The 24,961-nt window shown below is 61.5% G+C and carries 32 protein-coding genes and 1 tRNA gene; 23 read left to right on the top strand and 10 right to left on the bottom strand.

What is annotated here, in order from left to right; genetic code table 11:
* Window positions 1-4 precede the first annotated feature (4 nt).
* Genes purN through CCOY_RS04030 form a run of 7 tightly spaced genes read left to right on the top strand, consistent with a single transcriptional unit; the run spans window position 5 to window position 6,856 of the window.
* Window positions 5-586, top strand: coding sequence for a phosphoribosylglycinamide formyltransferase (gene purN / locus CCOY_RS04000; RefSeq protein WP_371325687.1), 582 nt, complete (start codon window positions 5-7; stop codon window positions 584-586).
* Complete coding sequence (gene purH, locus CCOY_RS04005; RefSeq protein WP_070421434.1) at window positions 583-2,127, top strand: bifunctional phosphoribosylaminoimidazolecarboxamide formyltransferase/IMP cyclohydrolase; 1,545 nt, start codon at window positions 583-585, stop codon at window positions 2,125-2,127. The genes purN and purH overlap by 4 nt, the downstream gene beginning before the upstream one ends.
* 22 nt (window positions 2,128-2,149) lie before the next feature.
* Entirely contained in the window at window positions 2,150-3,025 is an 876-nt protein-coding gene (locus CCOY_RS04010; RefSeq protein WP_083284827.1) for a serine hydrolase, read from the top strand.
* A gap of 2 nt (window positions 3,026-3,027) precedes the next feature.
* Window positions 3,028-3,891: a serine hydrolase gene (locus CCOY_RS04015; RefSeq protein WP_208856586.1), complete on the top strand. Its 864-nt coding sequence runs from the start codon at window positions 3,028-3,030 to the stop codon at window positions 3,889-3,891.
* A gap of 40 nt (window positions 3,892-3,931) precedes the next feature.
* Window positions 3,932-4,579, top strand: coding sequence for a hypothetical protein (locus tag CCOY_RS04020; protein ID WP_092101897.1), 648 nt, complete (start codon window positions 3,932-3,934; stop codon window positions 4,577-4,579).
* A 12-nt stretch (window positions 4,580-4,591) separates the two neighbouring features.
* Window positions 4,592-5,446, top strand: coding sequence for a J domain-containing protein (locus CCOY_RS04025; RefSeq protein WP_070483692.1), 855 nt, complete (start codon window positions 4,592-4,594; stop codon window positions 5,444-5,446).
* Window positions 5,447-5,473: 27 nt separating this feature from the next.
* Entirely contained in the window at window positions 5,474-6,856 is a 1,383-nt protein-coding gene (locus CCOY_RS04030) for a hypothetical protein (protein WP_092101900.1), read from the top strand.
* A 1-nt stretch (window position 6,857) separates the two neighbouring features.
* Here CCOY_RS04030 and CCOY_RS04035 read toward each other — a convergent pair whose 3' ends face one another.
* From CCOY_RS04035 to rpmB, 5 genes are all read right to left on the bottom strand, one after another.
* Window positions 6,858-7,538 carry a TetR/AcrR family transcriptional regulator gene (locus CCOY_RS04035; protein ID WP_092101903.1) on the bottom strand — a complete coding sequence of 227 codons (681 nt, stop codon included), beginning with the start codon at window positions 7,536-7,538 and terminating at the stop codon, window positions 6,858-6,860.
* A 127-nt stretch (window positions 7,539-7,665) separates the two neighbouring features.
* Complete coding sequence (gene rpsR, locus CCOY_RS04040; protein ID WP_180950003.1) at window positions 7,666-7,917, bottom strand: 30S ribosomal protein S18; 252 nt, start codon at window positions 7,915-7,917, stop codon at window positions 7,666-7,668.
* Between the two features lie 11 nt (window positions 7,918-7,928).
* On the bottom strand, window positions 7,929-8,234 hold the full coding sequence (gene rpsN / locus CCOY_RS04045; protein ID WP_034999472.1) for a 30S ribosomal protein S14: 306 nt from the start codon (window positions 8,232-8,234) through the stop codon (window positions 7,929-7,931).
* Window positions 8,235-8,237: 3 nt separating this feature from the next.
* Entirely contained in the window at window positions 8,238-8,402 is a 165-nt protein-coding gene (gene rpmG / locus CCOY_RS04050; RefSeq protein WP_006841072.1) for a 50S ribosomal protein L33, read from the bottom strand.
* Window positions 8,402-8,638 carry a 50S ribosomal protein L28 gene (gene rpmB / locus CCOY_RS04055; RefSeq protein WP_042409504.1) on the bottom strand — a complete coding sequence of 79 codons (237 nt, stop codon included), beginning with the start codon at window positions 8,636-8,638 and terminating at the stop codon, window positions 8,402-8,404. Before rpmB ends, rpmG begins: the two co-directional genes overlap by 1 nt.
* Before the next feature lie 204 nt (window positions 8,639-8,842).
* On the opposite strand from rpmB, the gene CCOY_RS04060 reads away from it, so the two are divergent.
* Window positions 8,843-10,096 carry a DUF418 domain-containing protein gene (locus CCOY_RS04060; RefSeq protein WP_167594510.1) on the top strand — a complete coding sequence of 418 codons (1,254 nt, stop codon included), beginning with the start codon at window positions 8,843-8,845 and terminating at the stop codon, window positions 10,094-10,096.
* Here CCOY_RS04060 and CCOY_RS04065 read toward each other — a convergent pair.
* On the bottom strand, window positions 10,068-11,201 hold the full coding sequence (locus CCOY_RS04065) for an SLC13 family permease (RefSeq protein ID WP_143028461.1): 1,134 nt from the start codon (window positions 11,199-11,201) through the stop codon (window positions 10,068-10,070). The genes CCOY_RS04060 and CCOY_RS04065 overlap by 29 nt on opposite strands.
* Window positions 11,202-11,409: 208 nt before the next feature.
* Here CCOY_RS04065 and CCOY_RS04070 point away from each other — a divergent pair, with 208 nt between their 5' ends.
* The 7 genes from CCOY_RS04070 (at window position 11,410) to CCOY_RS04100 (ending at window position 16,340) form a co-directional block, all read left to right on the top strand.
* Window positions 11,410-11,682, top strand: a complete 273-nt coding sequence (locus CCOY_RS04070) for a type B 50S ribosomal protein L31 (RefSeq protein WP_070421427.1) — start codon at window positions 11,410-11,412, stop codon at window positions 11,680-11,682.
* A gap of 21 nt (window positions 11,683-11,703) precedes the next feature.
* Complete coding sequence (rpmF, locus tag CCOY_RS04075; protein WP_070421426.1) at window positions 11,704-11,877, top strand: 50S ribosomal protein L32; 174 nt, start codon at window positions 11,704-11,706, stop codon at window positions 11,875-11,877.
* Between the two features lie 106 nt (window positions 11,878-11,983).
* Complete coding sequence (locus CCOY_RS04080; protein WP_070421425.1) at window positions 11,984-12,682, top strand: response regulator transcription factor; 699 nt, start codon at window positions 11,984-11,986, stop codon at window positions 12,680-12,682.
* Window positions 12,682-14,145 carry a sensor histidine kinase gene (locus CCOY_RS04085; protein ID WP_092101912.1) on the top strand — a complete coding sequence of 488 codons (1,464 nt, stop codon included), beginning with the start codon at window positions 12,682-12,684 and terminating at the stop codon, window positions 14,143-14,145. The genes CCOY_RS04080 and CCOY_RS04085 overlap by 1 nt, the downstream gene beginning before the upstream one ends.
* Window positions 14,146-14,234: 89 nt before the next feature.
* Entirely contained in the window at window positions 14,235-15,488 is a 1,254-nt protein-coding gene (locus CCOY_RS04090) for a S1C family serine protease (RefSeq protein ID WP_092101915.1), read from the top strand.
* Window positions 15,489-15,547: 59 nt separating this feature from the next.
* Window positions 15,548-16,123 (top strand): MogA/MoaB family molybdenum cofactor biosynthesis protein, encoded by a 576-nt coding sequence (locus CCOY_RS04095; RefSeq protein WP_070421423.1) that lies wholly within the window; start codon window positions 15,548-15,550, stop codon window positions 16,121-16,123.
* Between the two features lie 10 nt (window positions 16,124-16,133).
* On the top strand, window positions 16,134-16,340 hold the full coding sequence (locus CCOY_RS04100) for a hypothetical protein (protein ID WP_143028463.1): 207 nt from the start codon (window positions 16,134-16,136) through the stop codon (window positions 16,338-16,340).
* On the opposite strand, the gene mscL is transcribed toward CCOY_RS04100, so the two are convergent.
* Genes mscL through CCOY_RS04115 form a run of 3 tightly spaced genes read right to left on the bottom strand, consistent with a single transcriptional unit; the run spans window position 16,337 to window position 18,016 of the window.
* Window positions 16,337-16,759, bottom strand: a complete 423-nt coding sequence (mscL, locus tag CCOY_RS04105; RefSeq protein WP_092101918.1) for a large conductance mechanosensitive channel protein MscL — start codon at window positions 16,757-16,759, stop codon at window positions 16,337-16,339. The two genes, CCOY_RS04100 and mscL, sit on opposite strands and share 4 nt — an antisense overlap.
* 1 nt (window position 16,760) lies before the next feature.
* Window positions 16,761-17,387 carry an SAF domain-containing protein gene (locus CCOY_RS04110; RefSeq protein ID WP_092101921.1) on the bottom strand — a complete coding sequence of 209 codons (627 nt, stop codon included), beginning with the start codon at window positions 17,385-17,387 and terminating at the stop codon, window positions 16,761-16,763.
* A gap of 35 nt (window positions 17,388-17,422) precedes the next feature.
* Complete coding sequence (locus CCOY_RS04115) at window positions 17,423-18,016, bottom strand: 5-formyltetrahydrofolate cyclo-ligase (protein ID WP_167594511.1); 594 nt, start codon at window positions 18,014-18,016, stop codon at window positions 17,423-17,425.
* A gap of 57 nt (window positions 18,017-18,073) precedes the next feature.
* Here CCOY_RS04115 and CCOY_RS04120 point away from each other — a divergent pair, with 57 nt between their 5' ends.
* The 6 genes from CCOY_RS04120 (at window position 18,074) to CCOY_RS04145 (ending at window position 23,239) form a co-directional block, all read left to right on the top strand.
* Window positions 18,074-19,048 (top strand): UTP--glucose-1-phosphate uridylyltransferase, encoded by a 975-nt coding sequence (locus CCOY_RS04120; protein ID WP_070483676.1) that lies wholly within the window; start codon window positions 18,074-18,076, stop codon window positions 19,046-19,048.
* Between the two features lie 24 nt (window positions 19,049-19,072).
* Window positions 19,073-20,383 carry a molybdotransferase-like divisome protein Glp gene (glp, locus tag CCOY_RS04125; RefSeq protein ID WP_070421417.1) on the top strand — a complete coding sequence of 437 codons (1,311 nt, stop codon included), beginning with the start codon at window positions 19,073-19,075 and terminating at the stop codon, window positions 20,381-20,383.
* Window positions 20,384-20,393: 10 nt separating this feature from the next.
* Window positions 20,394-21,032 carry a GNAT family N-acetyltransferase gene (locus tag CCOY_RS04130; RefSeq protein WP_070421481.1) on the top strand — a complete coding sequence of 213 codons (639 nt, stop codon included), beginning with the start codon at window positions 20,394-20,396 and terminating at the stop codon, window positions 21,030-21,032.
* A gap of 138 nt (window positions 21,033-21,170) precedes the next feature.
* On the top strand, window positions 21,171-22,436 hold the full coding sequence (sepX, locus tag CCOY_RS04135; RefSeq protein ID WP_143028464.1) for a divisome protein SepX/GlpR: 1,266 nt from the start codon (window positions 21,171-21,173) through the stop codon (window positions 22,434-22,436).
* Window positions 22,437-22,511: 75 nt separating this feature from the next.
* A tRNA-Ala gene (locus tag CCOY_RS04140) sits at window positions 22,512-22,584 on the top strand.
* 43 nt (window positions 22,585-22,627) lie between these two features.
* Window positions 22,628-23,239, top strand: a complete 612-nt coding sequence (locus tag CCOY_RS04145; protein ID WP_070829946.1) for a cation efflux transmembrane domain-containing protein — start codon at window positions 22,628-22,630, stop codon at window positions 23,237-23,239.
* Here the strand turns inward: CCOY_RS04145 and CCOY_RS04150 are convergent.
* The gene (locus tag CCOY_RS04150; RefSeq protein WP_244268703.1) at window positions 23,236-23,865 is read right to left on the bottom strand and encodes a DNA-3-methyladenine glycosylase I; all 630 of its coding nucleotides are present in this window, start codon (window positions 23,863-23,865) and stop codon (window positions 23,236-23,238) included. The two genes, CCOY_RS04145 and CCOY_RS04150, sit on opposite strands and share 4 nt — an antisense overlap.
* Before the next feature lie 52 nt (window positions 23,866-23,917).
* Between CCOY_RS04150 and CCOY_RS04155 the strand changes: the two genes are divergently transcribed.
* Complete coding sequence (locus tag CCOY_RS04155; protein WP_070421414.1) at window positions 23,918-24,325, top strand: DoxX family protein; 408 nt, start codon at window positions 23,918-23,920, stop codon at window positions 24,323-24,325.
* Window positions 24,318-24,953 (top strand): zf-HC2 domain-containing protein, encoded by a 636-nt coding sequence (locus CCOY_RS04160; RefSeq protein WP_092101930.1) that lies wholly within the window; start codon window positions 24,318-24,320, stop codon window positions 24,951-24,953. Before CCOY_RS04155 ends, CCOY_RS04160 begins: the two co-directional genes overlap by 8 nt.
* The last annotated feature ends 8 nt before the right edge of the window (window positions 24,954-24,961 follow it).

The following is a 24,961-nucleotide window of genomic DNA, read 5'->3' on the forward strand; positions in this document are numbered from 1 at the left end:
TCGCGTGAGTGATTCAGTGAAATCAATTGCTGTGCTCGTCTCTGGAACGGGTACGTTGCTGCGGTCCATGATCGACAATGCGCAAGGTCGCTACCGCATCGACATTGTGGTGGCGGATCAAATTTGCCCAGCGATCCAACGTGCGAAGAACGCGGGTATCCGCACCGCAGTGGTGCCAATGGAAACCAACCGCAACGCGTGGAACGAAAAACTTGCCGCCACGCTTGCGTCCGTGAAGCCAGACCTTGTCGTTTCGGCAGGCTTCATGCGCATCCTGGGCAAGCCCTTCCTTGAGAAGTATGAAGGTCGAACCATCAACGCGCACCCGTCGTTGCTGCCATCATTCCCGGGCGCACACGCTGTCCGGGATGCTCTGGAATACGGTGTGAAGGTCACCGGCTGCACCGTCCACTACGTCGATTCCGGACTGGATAGCGGCGAGATCATCGCCCAGCGTGCCGTTGAGGTGCTGCCGGACGACACCACCTCCACGCTGCACGAGCGCATCAAGAAGGTCGAGCGCGAGCAGATCGTGGAACTGCTCCATAACGCCCAAGTAGTAAACGGAAAGGTCCTTTTCTCATGACGAATGCCGCGAAGCGGGAAATCAAGCGCGCGCTAATCAGCGTCTACGACAAGACGGGGCTGGAGGATCTGGCTCGCGCGTTGGGCGAAGCCGGCATAGAAATCGTCTCCACCGGTTCCACCGCGAAGCGCATTGCAGACGCAGGCGTGCCGGTGACCGAGGTCGCAGAGGTCACCGGTTTCCCGGAGGTGCTCGACGGCCGTGTGAAGACGCTGCACCCGCGCGTGCACTCGGGCATCCTGGCAGACCTGCGTAAGGATGACCACAAGGCGCAGCTTGAGGAGCTGGGCATCGAGCCGTTCTCGCTCGTCGTGGTCAACCTGTACCCGTTCGAGGAAACCGTCGCCTCTGGTGCCAACTTTGACGAGTGCGTCGAGCAGATCGATATCGGTGGTCCGTCGATGGTGCGCGCGGCAGCCAAGAACCACCCGTCTGTCGCGGTTGTGACCTCCCCGAAGCGCTACGCCGACGTTGTGGAGGCCGTGAAGAACGGTGGCTTTACGCTCGACGAGCGCCGCGAGCTCGCCCTCGAGGCGTTCACGCACACTGCGCGTTACGACGCCGCCGTGTCCTCCTGGCTCGCCTCCCAGCTCGAGAGCCAGACCGAGTCTGGTGCGCAGACCACGGAACTGCGCTACGGCGAGAACCCGCACCAGGCAGCCCGCCTGGAAAGCGACGGTTGGGGCATTGCCGCTGCGAAGCAGCACGGCGGCAAGGCAATGAGCTACAACAACTACCAGGACGCTGACGCCGCATGGCGTGCGGCTTGGGATCACAACCGTCCGTGCGTCGCGATTATCAAGCACGCCAATCCGTGTGGTCTCGCAGTTTCCGACGAGTCCATCGCGGATGCACACAAGAAGGCACACGCCTGCGACCCTGTCTCTGCTTACGGCGGCGTGATCGCTGCGAACCGCGAGGTTACCCTTGAGCTTGCAGAGCAGATCCACCCGATCTTCACCGAGGTGGTCATCGCCCCGTCTTTCGCGCCGGAAGCACTCGAGCTGCTGCGCACGAAGGAGAACCTGCGCCTGCTGGAGGTCACCCCGGAGCAACTCACCGAGGAACGCAAGCAGATCACCGGTGGTTGGCTGGTCCAGGAGCGCGACCAGTTCCAGGCCGACGGCGACGCAGCCGCCAACTGGAAGCTGGTTGCCGGCGACGCTGCCGACGAGCAGACCCTCGCCGATCTTGAGTTCGCGTGGCGCTCGGTGCGTTGCGTGAAGTCCAACGCCATCCTGATTGCCAACGACGGCGCATCGGTGGGCATCGGCATGGGCCAGGTCAACCGCGTCGATTCGGCCAAGCTGGCTGTTGACCGCGCGAACACACTGGACGAGGGCCGCAACCGCACCAACGGTGCCGTGGCAGCCTCCGACGCGTTCTTCCCGTTTGCCGACGGATTCCAGTTGCTTGCAGACGCCGGTGTGAAGGCCGTTGTCCAGCCCGGCGGATCCATCCGTGACGAGGAAGTCATCGCTGCAGCCAAGGAAGCCGGCGTGACCATGTATCTCACCGGCACCCGCCACTTCGCCCACTAACCCTCTGAAGGAGAGTACCTCCGTGTCCTCCAAGCTCGCCGCGCTTGCGCTCACCGCAGGTATTTCGCTTCCGGGCCTGCCGGCCATTCCCACCTACTCCGCGATTGATCAGATCCCGGTTGTAGGCCCGGCCATTGTGCAGACCTACAAGCAACTGCCGCCGCAAGTGCAGCGAGCCATCCACCTGCCGTTGCCGCTGACGGCACCGGCCGCCGCGAAGAGACAGCCGACGGGCAAGAGTGCCACGGAGGTTCAAGCGCAGCTTGATCAGCTTGTGCGCGACGTTGTTGCGCGACATGGTGGCCGCGCGACAGCATCTGTCGGTGGCATTACCGCAGGGGATAACCGCCCGGAGCCGGCATTTTCCACTATGAAGGTCCCGGTGGCTATTGGTGCGCTGCGCAAGAGCCCGGCAGCCTACCCGGATGCTGAGGTCGCCGTGACCCGCTCCGATAACCCTGCCGCGCACCGTATGTTTGGCCAGGTATCGGGCGCGGAACTCGACGGCATCATCGCCGAGGCAGGATCGCGGACCACCAACTCCGCGGGATACCAGATGGGCACGCTGTGGACCACCAGCGACCAGGCGGCGTTTGCATCGGGCCTGCGCTGCGTGAAGGGGCATGAGCCGGTGCTGGACATGATGGGGCGCGTCGTCGATTATCAGCGCTGGGGTGTAGGGCGCATCCCTGGTGCACGCTTCAAGGGCGGCTGGAACTACTACGAGAACGGGCACCTCGCCCGCCAGTTTGGCCTCATCCCTGGGCCGAACGGGGATATCGCAGTGGCGATCACCGTGCACAGCCCGAAGGGGCACGAGGGTAGTTTCGCCATGCTCAACGAGCTGGCGGACGGCATCGCAGCAATGCGCGGCGATCTGCCGACGGCCCGCTGCTAAACATGACGCCGCGACTGAGGTTTGCTGCAGCGCTGGTCGCCGCTGGGCTTGCGCTCAGCGCGTGCGGGGCAGGGGAGCGGGCCTCAGAACCAGCGACGGAAACTGTGACGGCAACCCACGTAATTACGCCGAGTTCACTCGCACCCTCGCCCGTCCCCGCGCCTGTTCTGGAGCAGTTGCAACCGCAGCTCCAAGCAGCAGTCGATACCGTGGTTGCTCAATACGGGGGAACGGCAGAGCTCGCGGTGTCTGACGGCCGGGACGCAGTAGGATCGCCGGAACAAGATCCGCAGGTAGCGTGGTCAACTTCGAAGGTTCCGATCGCGGTCGCTGCGCTTCGCAAAGACCCTTCGCTACTTCCGGTTGCGGAGTCTGCGATTACCGCCTCAGACAACTTCGCAGCAGAAACACTGTGGGCGACGGTTGAGCCTGCGGAGGTAGAAGCAGTGCTGCGTGAAGCAGGAGTAGATCTCCCGATGAACACCGTTGTGCTCAGGCCTGGATTCACGGCTTTCGGTCAAACGCGATGGGGCACTCGTGAGCAGGCAGTGTTCGCCTCCAACCTGCGCTGTGTGGCGGGGGCCGACGAGGTACTCGACATGATGCGCAAGGTAGTGCCGGAGCAGCGCTACGGTCTGGGGGTTTTGCCGGATGTTGCCTTCAAAGGTGGCTGGGGTCCGGGGGACGACGGGAAGTACACCGTGCGCCAGCTCGGCCTGTACAACGGCTACGGCATCGCGCTGACAGTTTCGCCCGCCGACGGCACCTATGCGACGGCCCAATTGATGGCAACTGATCTCACAAACGCTGTGCTCGAGCTGCAATTGGGCTCGCCAAATCCTGACTGTTCGGAGGCTGGACGATAGACTGCGGGGACAAACACCCCCGTAGCTTGGAGATTCCACGATGTCGAACCCAAATGCCAACCCCAACGATGAGTGGGCGGCATACACCCCGAAACCATCCGAATACGACGAGTGGGGACAACCACAGCAGCATATGCCCACCCAGCAGTTCCCGGCGCAAAGTTGGGAACAGCAGCAGTGGAGCCAACCTGCGTACGCGCCGGCGCCCGGCCCACAAGAGCCGAAGTCATCGAACCGGGTGCTCTACATCATCATTGGCGTGCTCGCCGTTGCCCTCCTGGCGGTCCTTGGCGCGTTCGCCGCGTGGAGCTTTGGCGGATCGTCCAGTGGCTCCAAGGAGCCGGTGACCTCCACTGTTGTGGAAACGTCGACGCGTGCTCCAGGTGGGGTCGCGACTGACGGCGCAAAGCCATCGGCGGCACCGTCGTCGGCAAAGCCGGACGCTGACCGGAAGGACCGTACCTTCGGGGTCGGTGTGCCGGAAACGTCCGTCACAACTGAGGGCTTCGCGCGTGCCGTAGGTGATGATTTCCGCGCGTACTACGCGGAGCACGGAAAGACGCCGACCTCGCTGCGTAGCCTGAGCCCGAAGACCGGCCAGTACTACATGATGTCCTGCTCGCCAGCGCAGGGCGGTTTCCGCTGCACCGGCGGCAACAACGCCTCCGTCTTCATCAGCGAGCAGTAGAAGGAAACCGGGATGCAGCATTACAACCTGTACAAGACGCTCGAACTTGATCCGTCGGCTTCGAGCGAGCTGCTTGTCGACGAGCTCACGCAACGCCTCGACAGCGGCCTCACCTCCAACCCTGGTGGCGAGGAGGAATTGCGTCTGGCTCGGGAGATTCTGGGAGATCCGACTAAGCGCCAGATGTACGACTCCCGCTTGAAGGCCGACAGTGGCATGCCCATGAACGTGCAAAGCCTTCGGTCGCTGGCCGCCATGGCGTCACCGGCTGCAACGGCTGCACCGACCGCACCCGAAGCACCAGAAGCCCCCGAAGTTTCCGAACCAGCCGTTGTTCCCGGCTCTGGCGAAGGGGACAACACACCGGAGAAGTCGTTCGATGTGAAGCGTTGGTGGCCTATTGCTGCTGTTGTTGCGGGTGTGCTCGTCATTGCGCTGGTAGTTCCTCAGCTTGTTGGCGCTGGGCTGGGCTCGAGCGGACCTGAGAAGCTCGCCAACGAAATCGCCCAGCTTGATGAGGACGATAGGGCCGACTGGATGAATCAGCATGCCGCTGCTGGCCGTGCAGCGTTGCTTGAAAACAAGCTTGAGAACACGAGCATCGGATCATCCGACGATGCCGAGTACGCCGCGGGGGAGAGCTACGACCTGAAGGACCTCGTCGCAAAGAAACAAGGTGACGATGCGTCGGAGAATACCGACTACCTCGACCGTCTTTACGGGTTGAGTGGGATCAAGGAGGCGCGACTCGTTGGGATCAACACGGAGGTGAAAAACAAGGACGTCCATGCGACATCGGTCAATACCCAACTGTTTCTGTTCGCTCGAGATGGCGGCGACTGGAAGCTCTACGACATCTTTGACTAACACGGCGAGAGAACGAGGAGATTGAACATGAATAAGACGAAAGCAATCGCACTTCTTGGAGCAGGGCTGTTGACAGTTTCGCTGAGTGCCTGTGGCGGCGCGGATGAAACCGAAACGGAAGTGCTTGACCCAACTAAGCACGCAACTACGGCTGCGGAATCCCTTAAGCCACAGTGGAACAACAACGCACGCATGGCCGTCGATCCGTTAGAGGCGGCGCCTGAAGCAGCACGTGACTTGCCAGAAACAAGGTCACTTGGGATCGACAACCTCGACGTGTTCAATCCGACATTCAATCAGGCGGTCCCTGCAAAACTCGCTGTCACATCCTGGGACAAAGAAACCCGTGCGCTCGATCTGGACACGGGAGCGTTGTACGACGTCTCCCCGAAGAAGTTCGATGGCTCTGAGGACAAACGTATGACCACGACGATGATGCTGGTTGCCGACGACGGGAAGACCAAAGGTGCCAGCCTTGTGAAGACTGTGGAGAGTACCCAAGGCCTACAAACCGAGAAGGTAAGCCTGTCGACGTTCCTTGACGATTTTGCATCCTTCGACGAGCCAACCCTCGCGGAAGTGGATTCGAAGAACCTCGACGCTAAGTCCGCCGAAATTATCGCGGCGAGTGCGGAGAAGATCTATCTCGCGAACATTCCGGAGGCCGGCTCGAAGAAACAAATCGATGTCGTTGCGGTGGATATCGCCTCTGGCCAAGAAACAAGGCATGAGCACATCGAGACCAATAATTTCTTCCGCGTGCTCGCGCAGAGCGGGGAGCCCGTGCTGTATTACGCAAGCAACGATGGGGATTTGAGGCGCCGAAACCTAGAGTCGGGCGAGGACGTTGAGATACGTAAAGGTTTCGCACCCGAAGCCGTGTGGCGTATCGGCGACGATGCCCTTGTGTACGGCAAGGATACTGCGGAACAGGAGCGCTGTACCGATGAGCCAACGAAGCCTTGTGAAGCGAAATTCCTTTATGTCAGCGGTGGCAAGGCAGACGAGGCAATGAGTGTGGAAACCAGAACCTACAGTTCTGTACCTGTGGTGCGGCGCAGCGGTGACGTCATTACGGCCATCTTCACCTCGCGAGCCGAGGGCATAGTAAAACTTCTCGTTCTGAAGCCCGAGTCTGGAGAAGTCCTGCTCGAATTGGGTAAGGATGAACTCAAGAAGTTGGACTTCGTCGACGCGATTTCGGACGGGGAGTCGATCTTTACCTACGACGGCAATCGAACTTCCCCGCGCGTTGCTCAAAGCGATGTGAAGACTAAGGAACTTATCACCGCTGATGCGGATGTGTTCCCGATTGATTCGCCTTCAGGGGCTCGGATTTGGGGTGTGAAGCGAGACGACGGGGATTGGTTCGAGGCCCGCGTCGCGGTCGAGGATCTCGACAAGTTCTAAACTACGCGTCCTCGTCGCGCGATACTTGCGCGACGAGGCTGAGCATGCGCTCGGCGCGGCGATCCGGCAGATCCGTATGCAGCACGTCCAAAACGGCATCGGCGATGGTGACGGAGGGGGCGGGCAGGGCGTCGTCGACAAGCGGATAGGGCGCCACGCCGGTGTTGTCGCGCATCTCGATGGCGGCGAGCGTCATGTGGAACGGCAGGTCTACGCGGGGGTCATCGTCGCCAACGATCTGCGCTGCCAAGTCGCGGAAGATACCCTCCAGGCGTTGGCGTGCCTCGTGGTACTCGTCAAACTCCTCCGACTCCAGCACAGGCAACTGGTAGAGCCGGCCGACGTTCCAATTCGAGGACAACAAGATACGGGTCTCGGCGGCGACGAGTGCCCAGAGCTTCACGGCTGCGGTTTCGTCGGTCTTGGCCAAGTCTGATGCGAGATCCAGCGAAGGCTGCAGTGTCCCCATGAGCAGCGTGAGGAAGATGTCGCGCTTGGAGGGGAAGTGGTAGTACAGCGACGCCTGACGGATGCCTACGGCGTCAGCAATGTCGTGAGTGGAGGTAGTTGCGAAGCCTTTGCGTGTGAAAAGTTCGGATGCGGCATCGAGGATTTCTTCGCGGGCGGTTGCGCCTTTGCGCCGTGGGCTTTGCTTGCGTGGTCGTCCGACCGAGTTCGCCATACCCTGCCTACCTTTCTGGGATACGCCACTACTTTAGAAGAAAAACACCCGCTCTCAACCCTCGCGGGGAGGGGAGTGCGGGTGCTTAGAGCCGAAGACTCTTACGCTGTCATCGTCAACCGGCTAATTAGCGGGTGGTGAACGGCAGAAGAGCCATCTCGCGCGCGTTCTTCACAGCGGTAGCGACCTGGCGCTGCTGCTGCGGGGTCAGGCCCGTGACGCGGCGGGAACGAATCTTGTGACGGTCGGAGATAAACAGACGCAGGGTCTCAATATCCTTGTAGTCGACGGTCTCGATGCCCTTTGCCTTCAGCGGGTTCTTCTTCGGGCGACGGGACTGCTCAATGCGCGGCTTACGCGAATTGTTGCGCTTCATAATTTGAGTCCTCCTTACCACGAAGACTTACGGACGCCAGGCAGCTCACCGCGGTGAGCCATCTCGCGCATACGGACACGGGAAACACCGAACTTGCGGAGGTAGCCGCGGGGGCGGCCGTCACGCGAGTCACGGTTGCGCACGCGCACTGGGGATGCGTCGCGCGGCTGACGGTTGAGCTCAAACTGAGCGTCCAGACGATCCTCGTCAGAGGTCTCCGGGTTCTTGATGATTGCCTTGAGCTCGTTACGACGCTCCGCGTAGCGGGCGACGATCTCTTTACGCTGCTCGTTCTTAGCGATCTTAGACTTCTTCGCCATGGATTATCGCTCCTCGCGGAATTCGACGTGCTTGCGAACTACCGGATCGTACTTCTTCAGCGTGATGCGGTCCGGGTTGTTGCGCTTGTTCTTGCGGGTGACGTAGGTGAAGCCGGTGCCCGCGGTGGACTTCAGCTTGATGATCGGGCGGATATCGTTACGTGCCATTAGATCTTCTCACCTCGTGCACGGATCTGGGCTACGACGGACTCGATGCCGTCGCGGTCAATGATCTTCAGACCCTTCGTGGAAACGTTCAGGGTGATGGTACGGCCCTCGGAGGGCAGGTAAAACTTCCGCTTCTGCACGTTGGGGTTCCAACGGCGCGAGTGGCGGCGGTGCGAGTGCGAGACGGTCTTGCCGAACGACGGCTGACGTCCCGTGACCTGGCAATGTGCCGACATGGGTTTCTTCCTTACTCTTCTTACCGCCCACGACTCGATCACGATGTGAGGAAAGCGCCAGGTGAGAAGCGGTGTGAGGGTCCGCTACCGGCGCAAATGCAATCGGTTGACGTAGGCGTATATGTGTACTTCGACAACAGCGAGAGACAACCCTACCGTCTTTGCGCCATTTCTCATAATCGCGTTTTGCGTAGTATGACACCCGTGAATGAACCCACCTATCGGAGAATCGTCGCTCTCGACGTCGCTCGAGGTATCGCAATTCTGGGCACCTTGGCAACGAATATCTGGATCTTTGCCACCTGGCACCAGATGGACAGCGTCATGGAGCAGTATTTCGATCCGAACTTCACGCTCTGGGATGAGGTTCGCGCCGCTTCCACGAATGGAACTGCAGCAGAGGCCGCCGACGCGTTGTTCAATGCCGCAAGCGCGTTGGTCACGGACGGCAAGTTCCTGGGACTGCTCACCATCATGTTCGGCATCGGCATGGAGATCCAGCGCCAATCTGCAGCGAAACGAAACCAGCGCTGGCCCGGGCTGTACTACTGGCGCGCAATCTTGCTTGTGGCCGAAGGGCTACTGAACTACATCTTCATCTTTGAGTTTGATGTGTTGATGGGCTACGGCCTGACCGCCCTTGCGGTGGCGCCGATTATTGCGCGCAGCGAGCGCGTGCAAAAGGTATGGATGTGGCTGGCGCTGAGCGCACATGTCCTTGTCATGTTGCTGTTCTCCGTGGGCACCTATCTGCTTAACAGTATTCCGCTCGACGAGATCGAGGGTGGCGAGGATATCCCCACGTTTGACCAGTCGTTTGCGCTCTACACCGCAACCGACAGCTATCCGGCGATGGTGCAGGCGCGTATCGACGACTTCTTCGGCGGCAGGTTCGAAATCCCAATCATGTTCGTGATGGGCATCGGTGTGTTTCTCCTCGCGGCCAGGTTGTACCGCGCTGGATTGTTCCAACCCGCCGGGGCGGGGTTGCGTCGCAAAGTAATGCTCGTCGGCCTTGGTGTTGGTATCCCGCTGGACTGGGGGCTGCGCTTGTTTGCCACCGGCGCATCTGCTTCGTTGACTCGCTACATCACCTCGACGGTAGTGGCGTTTGGCGTCCTCGCGCTCATCGCGGCCTTCTACATCCGCCGCGACAACACGCTTGGTGTGGTGGGAACCGGTTTGGCTGCAGTCGGTCGCACCGCGCTGACGTGCTACATCCTGCAGAATGTGCTCGCCTCTGTGGTGTTCTACGACTTCGGGTTTGGTCTAGCCCGGTACGTAGAGGGGCCTGCCGGCACCTTGCTCGTGTGTGGGGTTTATCTCGCGTTGTGTGCGCTGCTTGTTGCCTTCAGCATGTTGTGGCTGAAGCGCTTCCAGCGGGGACCGTTTGAAATTGTCATGCACCGGGCTGTCGACATGGTTGCGGCTAAGCAACGGCCAGCAGTGCAGCGGTAGCGGCAATGACGGTAACTGGTGCCAGGAGTAGGCCCCACAGGATGAACCCGCGCCACGGTACTGGGGCCTTTGCGCGGCGGAGTTGATCTGCCCACAGCAGTGTGGCGAGCGATGCCCATGGGGTGATCACCGGGCCGACATTGACGCCGATCAGGAGCGCCAGCACGCTGGCCGGATCGCTGACTGCAGGTTCGAGCATTAAAAAAGCAGGGATGTTGTTGATCGCGTTCGCTGTGGTCGCGCCAGCAGCTGCAATTGCTAAGGGGTGTGTGCCGGCGAGTTGCTGCACGGCGGACGAAATATCGCTGATCTGCAGGGCCAGTGTCGCCACCGCGGAGAAGGCAGTGGCAAGGCTGAGCGCCGACCACGGGATGAGTGGAGTAATGCCGTCGCGCCGTCCGGTCGGGCCCACCGCACACCACATTGCGATGGCGGCGACGGTGCTCGTCAGCCAGTAGGGGATCGGGCTGAGGAGTGCAACGACGGTGACGCCCAGCACCGCAAGGGCGTCCGTTGGGCGGGGGAGGATCGATGACGCTTCGGGCATAGGCTCGCCGGCTGCGCTGCGGTATATCGCCCGGGCCGCGTAGGACGCTGCCACTGCCACTGCCACTGCCACGGCTGCAGGGGCGGCGGCGAGTTTCACGTATTCACCGGTGGTGGAAAACGCGTCGCCGCCCACCGCCAGCAAATTCGTCAAGTTGGAAACCGGCAAAGGCATGGACGCAAAGTTGGCAATCCACACCACGGAAAGCGCCACCGCCGGCACCGGGAGGCGGAAGCGGGAGGCGAGTTGCACCGCCAGCGGGGTCAGCATGATCGCAGTGGTGTCGAGTGAGAGGAACGCCGTTGCGGCGACACACAGTGCGAGAAACCCCGCCAGAACGATCTCTCTGCGTGACGTCGTGCGCTGCAACGCGCCAACCAGCCACTCGAAGGTGTGCACACGAGCAGCGAGATTGACGACGACAGACATGCCGGCCGCGAAACCGAGTACTGGAACAAGCCGAAGGGCAACTTCAGTGGCGTCGTTCAGGGACACTGCGGCGAGCACGGCGAGACTGGCGATTGCTGCCAGCGGCAAAGAAAACGAGGAAAGATTCATGGCGGGGTTGAGGGTAAGTGGTGGATGAGCAGGGCGGAGGTCGTCGATAAGCGAGTTGCAATGATTAGGTCGCAGCGTAAGTGAGCTGTATGCTATTTCGAGTTGTCCGGCAACCGTCGGATGAAAAGACCATTTCGCACCCAACTCGGGCACGATCCTTAATGTAAGGAACCGACCCGTAGTTCAATCCTGAGGGAGACGAATACTAATGAGGAAAGACATTCACCCGGATTACCACCCGGTGATTTTCCAGGACGCGAACACGGGCCACAAGTTCCTGACGCGCTCCACCCTGACTTCCGCACGCACCGAGCAGTGGGAGGACGGCAACGAGTACCCGCTCATCGTGGTTGACGTGACCGCAGAGTCTCACCCGTTCTGGACTGGCGCTCAGCGTCTCATGGACACCGCTGGCCGTGTTGAGAAGTTCAACCAGCGTTTCGGTGGCATGGCACGCCGCAAGAAGAAGTCCGCTAACTAAAGGGCGTAAAGGAGCACAATCATGGCAACCCCTAAGTTCAAGATGTCCCGCGCTAACACGCGCATGCGCCGTTCCCAGTGGAAGGCCAACAACCCTGACTTGGTCAACGTCAAGATCGACGGCCGCGAGGTGCAGATCCCGCGTCGTCTCGTTAAGGCGGCTCAGGCTGGCCTGATCGACGTCGAGCAGTTCTAAGCTTCCGCAAGGTAAAACTCGCGCAAAAATACCGGGTTCCCACAGGTGGGGCCCGGTTTTTTGATGTCGTTTTCACTCTTAGAGGAAAATAAGTCATAATATCCGCATGAAAATTCTCGTTGCCGATGACGAACAGGCTGTGCGCGAGTCACTGCGTAGGTCGCTTCGTTTCAACGGATACGACGTTGTTCTCGCCGTAGATGGTGAGGATGCGCTCGACCAGATCCGGTTAGAACAGCCGGATCTGACCATTTTGGACCTTATGATGCCAAAGCTTGACGGCCTCGGTGTCTGCCGCACGCTGCGTTCTTCGGGCTACGATGGCCCGATTCTTATGCTGACGGCGCGCGATGGTGTCGCGGACCGTGTGGCTGGCCTCGACGCTGGTGCGGACGACTACCTGCCTAAGCCGTTTGCGCTTGAGGAGCTGCTGGCCCGTGTCGGTTCGCTACTGCGTCGCTCCCGTGCGGAGTCGCGCCACAGTGAGCAGAAGGATTCGACCACGCTGAAGTTCGAGGACCTGACCATGGACACCTCGACGCGTGACGTGTTCCGCGATGGCCGACCGATCTCGCTGACTCGTACGGAGTTTGCGTTGCTGCACCTGCTGATGCAGAACCCGCGCCACGTATTGGCCCGTCAGACCATTCTTGAGGAAGTGTGGGGCTACGACTTCCCAACCTCAGGCAACGCCCTGGAGGTTTACATCGGTTACTTGCGTCGTAAGACTGAGGCTGGCGGTGAATCTCGCCTTATCCATACTGTGCGTGGTGTGGGTTACGTGCTTCGGGAGACTGCTCCGTGATGTTGCGCGTCGCGTCTGGCGATGCCTATGAGACCCGCCTCGGGGCGGGTCATTCCTTGCGCCTGAAATTGGCGGTGTTGTCCGGCTTCATTGTCGCGGCTGCGATTGGGCTCACGACGATGCTTGGCATGTGGCTGTCTACCAAAACCCACGAAGGCGTGTTGGATACTGAGCTGCGGAGCAAGACGTTGGGGATGGCTCGCCAGCTCGACGGGGCCTCGGAAGATCAGATCCGTTCTGAGATTGCGGCGTTTCGGCGTTCGAACCCGTTGACAAGCGTTGCGGTCTCGGCGGCAGACTCTAACCTGTTTTGGGGCGATCCCATCTCCATTTCGGGGCCGTATTTGCGTACGGAAAGCGGCGATGCGGTGTCCGTGCGTTCAGTCAACGGTAAGCGCGTTGTCGTGCGTCAAACACCTGATGGGATGGTGGTTGCCGCGTCCCGGACAGAGGACCCATACAACCGCATCTCTGGGAGCCGAGCGGCGGCTGGGCTGGTCGTTATCGGCGTAGGCAGCCTGGTGGCGTGGATTTCTGGTGCGCTCATATCGGCGGTGGGTCTGACTCCGGTGCGCAGGCTGCACCGCGAGCTAGACAACGCCAATGAGTCGAGCGGGCCACGCGAACTTCCGGTGGAGGGCGACGACGAATTTGCGGAGGTGACCTCTTCGATCAACGCCTTGGTGAGGTCGTTGGAGGAGTCCAAGAAGCGTCAGGCGCAATTGGTGGCGGATGCGGGCCATGAGCTCAAGACGCCGTTGACATCGATGCGCACCAACATTGAGTTGTTGATGATGTTGCATAACTCCGGCCGTCAGGACCAGATTTCGGCTGAGGACCGGGCCGATTTGGAACGTGATGTGCTTGCCCAAATGGAGGAGATGTCGATCCTGATCGGCGACCTGGTCGACCTTTCCCGCGACGAGTCGCATGAGACCGAGCCGGAGGATTTCCGCCTCGACGAGGTGCTCGAAGAGGCGCTGGACCGTGTGCGTCGTCGTCGCCCCGATGTGACGTTCTTGTTCCACGCCGACCCGTGGGTCATTCGTGGTGATCGTTTTGCCATGGGACGTGCTCCGATCAACTTGATCGATAATGCTGCGAAGTGGTCGCCGGAGGGTGGTGCAGTGCGTGTGTCGCTTAAGGCGGCGAAGCGCAACGCGGTGCTTATTGTCGACGACTCGGGCCCCGGCATCCCACCCGAGGAGCGCGAGAAAGTCTTTGAACGGTTCTACCGTTCCCCGGAGTCGCGCGCTATGCCGGGTTCTGGCCTGGGATTGGCGATTGTGAAACAGGTGATGGACCGCCACGGTGCGACAATCGTGGCGGAAGAGTCGGATGACGGTGGCGCCCGTTTCCGGGTGGTGTTCCCGGGACGTCCTCCGGAGGACGAGACGGCTGAGGATCTTATAGTCGAAGACGAGAACGAGACCCGCGTCATCCCGAAGAAAAGCTACAGCTAAACCCGTACAGAAAATGTACAGAAAACACTACGTTTCGTTTGGTGAGGTCGCAAGCGCCGCCACAGCGCGGTAGGGCATACTCGCAATCCATGAGCAATACGCGCGATTTCGGAGAGCAACCCAACGATGAAACCTCGAGCTTTCCGCACCAGACAACTGAAAACTACGACCAGGCACCGTATGTGCCAAGCGGTGGCGTGTACACGGTTCCGCCGCAATCCCAGGCTCCGAAGCGTCGCGCAGGCGTAGGAACCGCCTTTGCGGTTGCGTTGGTGACAGGCCTTGCAGCCGGTGGTGGTGCGGGTTACGTTGCGGGGTCGGCGGGATCGTCGCAAAGCGTAGATGCTCCGAGTGGAGAGCAGGCGCAAGAAAACGCCCTGGAGAATCCCTCTGTGTCGAATGCCGCGGAGGCACCAGATGGATCGGTAGAGAAGGTGGCGGCGCAGGTGCTGCCGTCGGTGGTGTCCATTGAGGTGGCCACGCGCTCTGGTGGGGCGGAGGGATCCGGCTCCATCATTTCCTCTGATGGGTATGTGCTGACCAACCACCATGTGATTGCCGCAGGTGCGCAGCCGGGGACCGAAATTCAAGTCACGCTCAACGATGGTTCTCGCCACCGCGCGCAGTATGTTGCCTCCGATGTGAACACCGACATTGGCGTGCTCAAGATCGAGGGCGTAGACAACTTGCCGGTGGTGCAGTTCGGCAATTCTAATGACCTGCGTGTGGGCCAGCAGGTCGTGGCGGTCGGCTCGCCGTTGGGTCTGTCTGCGACGGTGACCTCAGGTATTGTCTCTGCGCTCAACCGGCCGGTGCGCGCGAGCCAGGGTGGCGGCGAGAGCTCGCTGATGGACGGCATCCAGACGGATGCGGCGATCAACCCCGGTAACTCGGGCGGCCCGTTGGTGGATATGAACGGCAACCTGATCGGTATGAACTCGGCGATTGCGTCGCTGTCCCAGAGCAGCTTTGGCGGAGAGAGCTCCGGCGGTTCGATCGGTCTTGGGTTCTCCATTCCGTCGAACTTTGCCAAGCGAGTGGCAGATCAGCTGATCCGTAATGGTGAGGCGACACAACCGATGCTGGGTGTGCAGGTCAGCATCGCCCAGGCGATCACTGGCGGCGCTGTGGTTGCTGCGGTGGAGCCGGACAGCCCCGCGGAGCAGGCGGGCCTGAAACGGGGAGATGTGATCACGCGGTTGAATGACCGACTTATAGATTCAGCCGACGCGTTGATTGCCGCTACCCGTTCACAGGACTTTGGCCAGACAGTGACGCTGCAAGTGGAGCGTCAAGGAGAAGGTGAGCCGATTCCGGTAGAGGTGACCCTCAGCACAGAGTAAGTTCTTTAGAGACTTGCAATATTTTCTCACCGCGCTGACGGACGGGAGCCCGTTTTACGATGACTGAACTGTATGACTCGGTTGATCTTGCTGATCTGGACATGAACGAGCCGGACGATGCAACCCTTCGTGCCTCTGAGCTGGAGCAGGCTGCGCCGGAATCGCCGCGTGCCATTGTTGTGTTGGTGGGGGATCGTCGATACGACGCCCCCGGCGATAACACCGACAAGATGGTGGTGGAGCTCCTTAGCGAGTTCAATTACCGGGTTGACGGTGTGGTGCGGGTGAAGTCGAAGAAGTCCGATATCCGCAAGGCGATTGAGACCGGTGTCGTCGGTGGTGTGGACTTGGTGCTCACGCTCGGCGGTACGGGTGTTGGCCCGCGCGATAAGACGCCGGAGGCGACGCGCGGCATCATCGATAAGGTGGTGCCGGGGGTGAGCCAGGCGATTCGGGCGTCGGGGCAGGCGTGTGGCGCGGTTGATGCGTGCACCTCCCGCGGCATTTGCGGTGTATCCGGCTCTACGGTGGTGGTGAACCTGGCGTCGAGCCGTCAGGCGATTCGCGATGGCGTATCGACGATTGCCCCGCTGGTCACCCACCTCATCGGCGAACTCAACCAGTACTCGGTGTAGATAGCGCGCGGTGACAGTGCAGATGGAACGCAAGAGAAGAAGAGTCGTGCGTCGTGCGGATGTGGAATACGACCGCACGGCGGATAAGGCGCCGTCGCAACAACGCAAAAGCCCGGCGTTCGACGGCGAGCGCGAAGTGCTACTCGATGACGAAGAGCCGGGCTTGACTGGCCGCGCCTTCTACGAAGAGCAGCGGCCGCCGCATCACGGGGATTAGTTCAGCGGCTTCTGGGTGGAGTTCGGGTTCTGGTTGGACAGCAGGTCGCGGATTTCCGCGAGCAGCTCGGTCTCGGTCGGAGCCGGCTCCTCTGGGTCGACGCCCTTGCGACGCTTCTGTGTCTCGTCGAGCTTGTTCATCGGCATGACCAGCAGGAAGTAGATCACTGCAGCGATGAGCAGGAAGTTGATGATTGCGGTGATCAGTGCACCGAAGTCAACGAAGGTAGCCTCGTTGCCCTCACGGACGAAGAAGCCGAGGCCGGAGTAGTCCACGCCGCCGAGGGCTGCGAGGAACGGGTTGATAATGGAATCGGAAAATGCGGTGACGACAGCGGTGAAAGCTGCACCAATCACAACGCCAACGGCAAGGTCAATGACGTTGCCGCGCATGATGAAATCTTTAAAACCTTGAAGCATGTTAGGGAATACTAGGCGGTTGTATATGACGACTCAAAAGTAAGGTCAATGGGCCATCCAACGAGGCTGCGGCAACGGCTTCTGCTTGAGACTGCCGAAATAGCACAAGAACTGTACCTTTCTCACCTGAAGTAACCACGCGCCCGCCAGTCGCGACAGTGCGTGGCCCCTGTGCGATCACGTCCACCCGTGCACCGTGATGCAGCAGCGGAATGATGTCTGATTCCGCGACCGGAACCGGCACCAGAGAGAACTCTTCGCCGGGTGGTTCCTCCGCAACCAAGGTTGCGGTGAGATCCGGTCCGACAAGGCGTGTGGAGGTCACCACCTCACCAGCTGATGCCGCCGCGGCAAGAAGTTGGCCCTCCGCCAGCGCGAGATCAGACAGTGCCCCCTGCGGTACTGCGTCAGCTGGAAGTCGCCGCAGGGCCACGTCCTCGCCGGTAAGCGTCGTGCCGGGCGCAACCTCACGGGCAAAGACAACCACCGCTGGATCATCGCGGGACACACCGACGATGACGTGCAACGTCGCGGCGATGACAAGAACCACCGCAACGATGCGACGAATGATGACAGACCGGCGGTATCCGGGCGTGCGCAACTGCGCGAACTGTGCGTGAAGGTCCATAGGTATCTGACGGACCCTGCACTACCCCGGTTCCCTCAGACCCTAAAAAATCCGCTTGGGGTGATGATGTAGTCCACGGGTTGGTCGTGGTCGTCGCAAGGCACGGCGTCCACGATGTCCTCGTCGTAGACCACCGCCGCCACCGGTACGTCGAGTCCTGCAAGCGCACGGTCGTAATAGCCTTTGCCTTTACCCAGGCGCATCCCGCCTCGGTCCACCGCGAGTGCCGGCGCGACGATCAACCCGCACGAGCGCAACACCTGGGAGGTGAATCGTGCGCCGGTTGGCTCGACGACTCCGAGTGCACCGGCTGCACCGGCGTCGTCGGCTGCGGCTGGGGACCACGCCAGCTCGCCGCTGCTGAGCGAGATTGGCAAGAACACCGTGCGGGCGGGCCCGGTAAGACGAGTCGCGAAATCGGCTGGGCCCGGCTCAGTGGCCAACGGGTTGTAGGCCGCGATGTTGGTCCCCACCGCATTCGTCTCGCGCAAACACGCCAATGTGTGCGACACAATCGCCTCGTCGAGCGATCGCTTACGTGCAGTGTCTGCGGCTAATTCGCGCCGGGTGGAGAGGTGGGCTCGTCGCAAAGCATCTTTTGCATTGACGGCTGGTGTGGATTGGGACACGGAACTCCTTGGGTCGCTCACCGGGTTTACAGGGGCGTCAGGTTAAGCTCATGACTTATGCGGAATTCTACTGACCACACTGCTGCGGCCCAGGCTGCCACGGACGGCAACGCGTTTTCGTTGAAGACGGTTGTTGTTCCTGCTGCTGGTATGGGGACGCGTTTTTTGCCGGCGACGAAGACTGTGCCGAAGGAGTTGCTGCCGGTGGTGGACACTCCGGGCATTGAGTTGATCGCCCAGGAGGCTGCGGCCTGTGGTGCGCAGCGTTTGGCGGTGGTGGTGGCGCCGAATAAGGAAGAGATCATGCGCCACTTCGGTGACTTTGCCGAGTTGCAGGATCTCATGGTCGCGCGCGGCAAGGAAGAGCAGGCTGAAAAGGTTGCTCGTGCTGGCGAGCTGATTCAGGCTGTTGCGGTTGAGCAGGATCAGCCCCTCGGCCTGGGTCATGCTGTGGGGTGTGCGGAGCAGGCGCTTGACGACGACGAAGATGCCGTGGCCGTCATGTTGCCGGATGATCTTGTGCTGCCGATGGGGGTGATGGACAAGATGGTCGAAGTGCGCAATCGCCTCGGTGGGTCTGTGCTGTGCGCGTTTAACGTCTCGCGTGAAGAGGTGTTTAACTACGGCGTGTTTGATGTTGAGGATGCGGGGGAGTCCTTTGATGGCATCGAGGTGTTGAAGGTGCGTGGCATGGTGGAAAAGCCTGCCGTGGAGGATGCGCCGTCGACGCTTGTGGCTACTGGCCGGTACTTGTTGGATCGTGGCATTTTTGATGCGCTGCGTCGTATTACCCCGGGTAAGGGTGGCGAGCTGCAGTTAACTGATGCGATTGAGTTGATGATCTCTGAAGGCCATCCGGTGCATGTGGTGGTTCATGAGGGGAAGCGCCATGATTTGGGCAATCCGGGTGGTTATATTCCGGCGAATGTGGACTTTGGTCTGCACGACGAAAAGTACGGGCCGGCGTTGTACACGGCGTTGAAGAAGATCATCACCGAATACGAAGCAGAACACCCCGAACTGACAAACTAAGGCGAAAGTAAGGCGGGTACATCCATGCGCAGCGTTGAGGAGCAGCTTGCAGCGGTGATTGATGCTGCCGTTGCGCCGGAGCCCATCCGCGTCGCACTCACTGATGCCCTCGGGCTGCGGTGCGCGGAGGAAATCGCCGCCACCCGCCAGGTTCCCGGTTTTGCTCAGGCTGCCATCGACGGGTTTGCGGTTCGCGCTGTCGACGTCGGCGGTACCGCAGGTCTGCGCAGGCGACCAGCAGCTGGCGCCGAGGATGAGTCCGAAGCGGACGCCGAAGAGCAGAAGGCCCCGCGCCCGGCGCCCGATCGTGCGCTGCCGGTCGTCGGTGAGGTGCCCGCCGGATCTCAGAAGCCGCTGCGCCTCCAACCGCGCCAGGCGGTGCGTGTGGCCACGGGCGCACCACTGCCCACCCTGGCTGATGCTGTGTTGCCGCTGGAGTGGACCGACCGCGGCCGCAAGCGCGTGACTCCGCTGCGCCCCGTGCGCACCGGTGACTTTGTGCGCAAGGCCGGCGACGATATCCAGCCCGGCGACGTTGCCGTGCGCCAGGGCACCATCTTCGGTCCCGCGCAGGTGGGGCTGGCTGCTGCGGCCGGTCGCGACAAGGTGCTCGTTTACCCGCGCCCGCGAGTGACGGTGATGAGCTACGGTCTGGAACTCGTCGATTTGGAGCGCGATCCTGGTTTGGGTCAAGTCTTCGACATCGCTTCCTACGCTGTGGCTGCCGCTGCTGAAGAGGCTGGCGCTGAGGTGCAACGCGCGGGCATCATCAACGCGGAGCCGCGCCGCATGCGCGAGACCATCGCCGGTTACGTGGATAAGAGCGAGTGCATCATCATCACCGGCGCCGTCGGTGGCTCCGGTGCTGCGGCGATCCAGGAGATCCTGCGCGAGATGGGGCAGATCGACACCACCCGCGTTGCCATGCACCCTGGCTCCGTTCAGGGCTTCGGCGTGCTGGGGGAGGAGAGGATCCCGGTGTTCCTCTTGCCCTCGAATCCGGTGAGCGCTCTGGTGATTACGGAGACCATCGTTCGGCCACTCATCCGCCGTGCCCTCGGCGCGCCGACGATCACGCGTCAGACGGTGCGTGCGCGTTCGTTGCGTCCGATGGAGTCCATCGACGGTCGTCGGGGCTACATTCGCGCCCGCCTCATGCGCGACAGCGAGACCGGCGAGTACCTCGTGGAGCCGCTGAGCGTGCTCGACGCTGGCCCGACTCACTTGCTGGCTGGTTTTGCGGAGGCCAACGCCATGATCCACTTGCCAGAGGGTGCCACCCACGTGCGCCCGGGCGACGAGGTGGACGTCGAGTTCATCCGGCAGCGCAGCTAGCGTGTTTGCCATGTTTCGCCCGCCCACACCGGGCTGGCCAGAACTGACCCCTGCCGTCGGGCTGCCGGACGGTGCGCGTGTGCAGTTGCGTCCGCTGCGCGGTAGTGATGGGGCGGATTGGTGTGAGACGCGCGTCGTCGATAGGCAATGGCTCGCGCCTGTCGAGCCCACAGTGGACGGCACCTGGGAGGACGCCCACTCGCATGCAGCGTGGCGCAACTCGTGGCTCAACCTCAAACGCATGGCGCAGCAGGGCACGGTGGTGCCGATGGTCATCGAGGTCGACGGCGCGTTTGCCGGCCAAGTGACGTTGGGCAACATCCAGCACGGGATCGTCTCCGAATGTTGGATCGGCTACTGGGTGCATTCGCCGTATATGGGTCGCGGGGTCGCGTCGGCGGCGTGTGCACTCGGCGTGGATCACGCCTTCGGGCGCGTGGGTCTGCACCGTGTGACGGCGACGTATCTGCCGGGCAATCCTGCCTCTGGCAAGGTGCTGCGCACCAACGGCTTTGTGGAGGAAGGCTATTTGCGACGCAACCTGCACATCGACGGGCAGTGGCGTGACCATCACTTCGTCGCCATCAATATCGACGACTATCCCACGACCGCGGTGCAACGGCTCCGCCGCGCGGGTCGGCTTGTCTAGGTTGTCTGGTTTTTGAATTCCTTTCTGTGACCACGGCGCGCCAACCCGCCGAGTGTCGGTTGTGCCGATACCGTGGCGTGAAGTGTCTATTGGGTGCATGTAGTTGCGGAAAGGTCTGTGATGGGCAGCTCGAGCTTATTGATCGTTTTGATCCTCATCGTGTGGGTGATCGTGCTCGCGCCGTTGGCGGTGGGGAATAACAAGCCGATTCGCCGCTCCGGTGAGGGCTACGAAGAGACGCGCGTGCTGCACAAAGGTGGCGACGCCCCCATGGCAACCCGCCGGCGCCCGAAGCTGACCCAGGCTGACATCCACCGCCACGACGACGCAGATGACGATTACGAGGTTGTCGAGGCTGTCGCCGAGGAGGAGCAGGTGCTTATCGACGACGCCCCGAACCTGCGCCTCTTCAAATCCGCACAGGCCGAAGACGCAGCTCAGGACGACAACACCGTCGATGGCGAAGTTATCGAGCACGTCGCCGACGAGGCTGACGCTGAATCCCAGGACGAGGCTGCACCCGCCGAGTCTGAGGAATCTGACGAGACCGCTGAATCTGCTGAGACCGCCAGTGTTGTCGCCGCAGAGGCTGGCGGCTCGACCGCAATCTCCGTGCTCGTCCAGAACGAAGAGGGCGCTGAAGACACCGCTGAAGAAGCTGTCGAGGAAGATCGCTACGAGTTCGACGAGACGTACACCTCGCCGGCGGACCTGGGCTACGCCACCGCAGACACCGTCACAGACGCAGACACGGACACAGGCGCTGAGGCTGAGGTCGCTGACGCTGATGGTGCGGAGGACGCAGAGGACAACGCGGACGCTGTCGAGGCCGTCGACGCTGAGGATGCTGTGGACGCAGACGCAGACGCAGACACAGACGCTGAAGACGCGGCCGAAAACGATGTCGTCGACGAGGCAGACATCGCATTTGCGGCGTCGCGTCGTGGCCGCGGTGGCTACGACCCACAGCGCGAGCAGGCAGCCAAGGCCACGCGCCAGCAGCGCCGCCAGCGCACGCTGCTCGGTCTGCTTGCAGCGTGTGTGATCACGTTTGTGGCCGCGTTCGTCGCCGGTGGCTGGGTGTGGGCGCTCAACATCGTCGCGCTTGGCCTGACCGCGTGGTACATGATCGCACTGCGCCACACCGTGCTGCAGGAGCGCGCACTGCACCAGCGTCGTCTCCGCCAGCTGCGTCGCGCGCGCCTGGGTGTCGCTCTGGGTGATGAGGCCAACTCGCGCGAGCGCGTTGCTCGTCGCTACTCGGGCTCGGTGATCCTGGATCTTGACGACGACAGCCCCGACTTCGACGCACTGCCCGTTTCTCGCTTCACTCCGCCAGAAGACGACCACGACCGGGCCGACTACCGCGATATCCGCGACCGCTTCGCTGCACGCGCCAGCTAGTGCTTATAACCAGGCGATTTAACCACATCGGGTTGCAGGAGTAACGTGGCAATCGCCTTCAAGAGGCGCCCTTGAGGGGCTATAGCTCAGTTGGTAGAGCGTCGCGTTCGCAATGCGAAGGTCAGGGGTTCGATTCCCCTTAGCTCCACTTTCCGCCCCGCACGATAGAACGATCGTGCGGGGCTTTCGCTATGGAAAGGATTGGTCACAGTGTCCGCGCAGTGCTCATCGTTGCGCTGCTAAACCTCGCGTACTTCTTCGTTGAGTTCGTCGCTGCGATATCGATTGGTTCCGCATCATTGTTTGCGGACTCGGCCGACTTCCTCGAAGACACCGCTATCAACCTGCTCGTGTTTGTTGCGGTTGCATGGCCTGCTTCGAGGCGACGCGCTGCCGGCAGTGTCCTCGCCGCCCTGATCTTGATCCCGGCGGTGGCAGCCGTGGTGACTGTGGTGGTCAAGATTTTGAACCCAGAGCCACCCTCACCGGAAGGGCTGACCGGTGTTGCGCTCGGCGCGCTGGCGGTCAACCTGATCTGTGCCGTGATCCTGCTGCGGCTGCGCGACGAAGGCTCGTCGCTTGCCACCGGCGCGTGGCTCGCGGCACGCAACGACGCGTTGGCCAACGTGCTCATCATCGTCGCGGGATTGCTGACCTTCGTGTGGCACACCGCATGGTTCGACATCATCGTCGGCGCGATCATCGCCGCGGTGAACTTTTCGGCGGCGAAGGAAGTGTGGGAGGCCTCCCGTGAGGAGTACGACTCGGTCGAGGACGCCTTCGCCGAAATGGACGACGACTAGTCCCACACTCCGGATCTGCCACGCTTCCACGTGCCGATGAGGTTCGTGTCCAAAATGCCGGTGGACTCCATCAGCGCGTACATGGTCACCGGTCCCACGAAGGTGAACCCCCGCTTCTTCAAATCCTTGGCTAACTGCGCAGACTCGTCGGATTGTGTCGGGACTTCCGCCATCGTGCGCGGGGCAGGGGTTGTCTCCGGCTTGTAGGACCAGATGAACTCGCCCAAGTGCGTGCCCTCCTCGCGCAGGGCAAGTGTTGCCTTGGCGTTGGTCACGGCGGCTTGGAGTTTGCGGCGGTTGCGGATCAAGGTGTCGTCGTCAAGCAAATGCTCAATGCTCATGCCCGCGACCACCTCCGGGTCGAAGTTTGCGAAGGCGTCGCGGAACGCATCGCGCTTTTGCAGGATCAACCGCCACGACAAACCCACCTGGAAGCCCTCGAGGCAGACGCGTTCAAACATGCCCCGCTCGTCGCGTACGGGGTCGCCCCACTCTGCGTCGTAGTAGTCGCGCAGCAGGGGATCGGTTGCGGCCCATGGCGGGCGCGCACGGCCGTCTTCGCCGACGACGGGCCATCCTGCGGTGTCTGGAAGTTGGTCAGTTTCGTTCATCTTGTTTTCACTCATAACTATTGGACTCGTTTCTACCCCGTTCGGTTCCACGGGTACGCTCGTTGGCATGAATAGGCCTGCCGTACGTGACTTTGCGCTGCTCCTTTTGCGTCTTGTCCTCGGCACCGTATTTGTCGCCCGCGGGTTTCAACACTGGTTTGACACCGGCATGGCGCAAACCGGGCGCGATTTCGCGGCACTCGGGGTGCCGCAGCCACAACTGTCCGCATACCTGACTGGTACCGCTGAACTTATCGGTGGGGCGTTTTTGGCAGTGGGGCTGCTCACTACGATCGTCGCGTCGGTGCTGACGCTGCTCGTGCTCGCCGCGGGGTATTTCGTGCACCTGGATAACGGGTTCTTCGTGGAAAACGCCGGGATCGAGTACCCGCTGGTGCTAGCTGCGGCGTTGTTTATCATCATCGTGTTCGGCACCGGTCGTGCGAGTTTGGATGGGGTGTTAACGCGTGCTTAGCCACGAGGAAGTTCAGGCAGCGCTGTCTGCGCGTATCGACGGCGAACCGGCCGGTCTCGACGACGCCGTCGTCGACGCACACCTGGCGAGCTGTGATGAGTGCCAGGCCTTCCTCGACCAGGCCCTGGTGCTCTCCCATGAGTTCGTGCCGCAGGAGCGTCCCGCGATGGCCCCGCCGCAGGATCTGTCAGAGGTGATCCTGGCAAGCGTGGACGACGAATGGCGCAAGCTCTCGCAACGGCGCGCTTTCGGCCTTGCCATCGGGCGCACCCTGCTTTTCGCTATGGCGGTGGCGTGGGTGCTGTGGGCCATCAGCCTTATCGTTGCCGGTGGGGAAGAACCGGTGGTGGCGTCTAGCGCGTCTGTACGCCTCGGTGTGGCGCTCGCGCTGGCGTTTACGGCGTGGAAGCCGCGTCAGATCCCGGGCGTGCTGTTGATCGTGGGGTCGATGTTCACCTTCACGGTCGGCTTCGCGGTGCGCGACGCGGTCCTTGGCGCGGGTGAGTTTGAACCTGCCGCGGTATTCATCCCGTTTGTCAGCGTGATCGCGCTGGTGTGGACGTCGTTCGCGGATCGCGGCGGGGAAGTGCGCCGGGCGTGGCGCATTCTCGGCGCCAACCCGTTGTAGTTATTTCC

Origin of the sequence: Corynebacterium coyleae (assembly GCF_030408635.1) — a bacterium.
Lineage (GTDB): Bacteria > Actinomycetota > Actinomycetes > Mycobacteriales > Mycobacteriaceae > Corynebacterium > Corynebacterium coyleae.

Bases quoted from the DNA above. Each gene is read 5' to 3' on its own strand.
- CCOY_RS04025 (WP_070483692.1), top strand. From the start codon at position 4,592: ATGCAGCATTACAACCTGTACAAGACGCTCGAACTTGATCCGTCGGCT.
- CCOY_RS04085 (WP_092101912.1), top strand. From the start codon at position 12,682: ATGTTGCGCGTCGCGTCTGGCGATGCCTATGAGACCCGCCTCGGGGCG.
- glp (WP_070421417.1), top strand. From the start codon at position 19,073: ATGCGCAGCGTTGAGGAGCAGCTTGCAGCGGTGATTGATGCTGCCGTT.
- CCOY_RS04030 (WP_092101900.1), top strand. From the start codon at position 5,474: ATGAATAAGACGAAAGCAATCGCACTTCTTGGAGCAGGGCTGTTGACA.
- CCOY_RS04095 (WP_070421423.1), top strand. From the start codon at position 15,548: ATGACTGAACTGTATGACTCGGTTGATCTTGCTGATCTGGACATGAAC.
- CCOY_RS04110 (WP_092101921.1), bottom strand. From the start codon at position 17,387: ATGGACCTTCACGCACAGTTCGCGCAGTTGCGCACGCCCGGATACCGC.
- purH (WP_070421434.1), top strand. From the start codon at position 583: ATGACGAATGCCGCGAAGCGGGAAATCAAGCGCGCGCTAATCAGCGTC.
- CCOY_RS04035 (WP_092101903.1), bottom strand. From the start codon at position 7,538: ATGGCGAACTCGGTCGGACGACCACGCAAGCAAAGCCCACGGCGCAAA.
- rpmF (WP_070421426.1), top strand. From the start codon at position 11,704: ATGGCAACCCCTAAGTTCAAGATGTCCCGCGCTAACACGCGCATGCGC.
- CCOY_RS04120 (WP_070483676.1), top strand. From the start codon at position 18,074: ATGCGGAATTCTACTGACCACACTGCTGCGGCCCAGGCTGCCACGGAC.
- CCOY_RS04150 (WP_244268703.1), bottom strand. From the start codon at position 23,865: ATGAGTGAAAACAAGATGAACGAAACTGACCAACTTCCAGACACCGCA.
- mscL (WP_092101918.1), bottom strand. From the start codon at position 16,759: ATGCTTCAAGGTTTTAAAGATTTCATCATGCGCGGCAACGTCATTGAC.
- rpmG (WP_006841072.1), bottom strand. From the start codon at position 8,402: ATGGCACGTAACGATATCCGCCCGATCATCAAGCTGAAGTCCACCGCG.
- CCOY_RS04090 (WP_092101915.1), top strand. From the start codon at position 14,235: ATGAGCAATACGCGCGATTTCGGAGAGCAACCCAACGATGAAACCTCG.
- CCOY_RS04070 (WP_070421427.1), top strand. From the start codon at position 11,410: ATGAGGAAAGACATTCACCCGGATTACCACCCGGTGATTTTCCAGGAC.
- rpsN (WP_034999472.1), bottom strand. From the start codon at position 8,234: ATGGCGAAGAAGTCTAAGATCGCTAAGAACGAGCAGCGTAAAGAGATC.
- CCOY_RS04145 (WP_070829946.1), top strand. From the start codon at position 22,628: ATGGAAAGGATTGGTCACAGTGTCCGCGCAGTGCTCATCGTTGCGCTG.
- CCOY_RS04020 (WP_092101897.1), top strand. From the start codon at position 3,932: ATGTCGAACCCAAATGCCAACCCCAACGATGAGTGGGCGGCATACACC.
- CCOY_RS04080 (WP_070421425.1), top strand. From the start codon at position 11,984: ATGAAAATTCTCGTTGCCGATGACGAACAGGCTGTGCGCGAGTCACTG.
- CCOY_RS04015 (WP_208856586.1), top strand. From the start codon at position 3,028: ATGACGCCGCGACTGAGGTTTGCTGCAGCGCTGGTCGCCGCTGGGCTT.
- CCOY_RS04155 (WP_070421414.1), top strand. From the start codon at position 23,918: ATGAATAGGCCTGCCGTACGTGACTTTGCGCTGCTCCTTTTGCGTCTT.
- rpmB (WP_042409504.1), bottom strand. From the start codon at position 8,638: ATGTCGGCACATTGCCAGGTCACGGGACGTCAGCCGTCGTTCGGCAAG.
- CCOY_RS04130 (WP_070421481.1), top strand. From the start codon at position 20,394: ATGTTTCGCCCGCCCACACCGGGCTGGCCAGAACTGACCCCTGCCGTC.
- CCOY_RS04065 (WP_143028461.1), bottom strand. From the start codon at position 11,201: ATGAATCTTTCCTCGTTTTCTTTGCCGCTGGCAGCAATCGCCAGTCTC.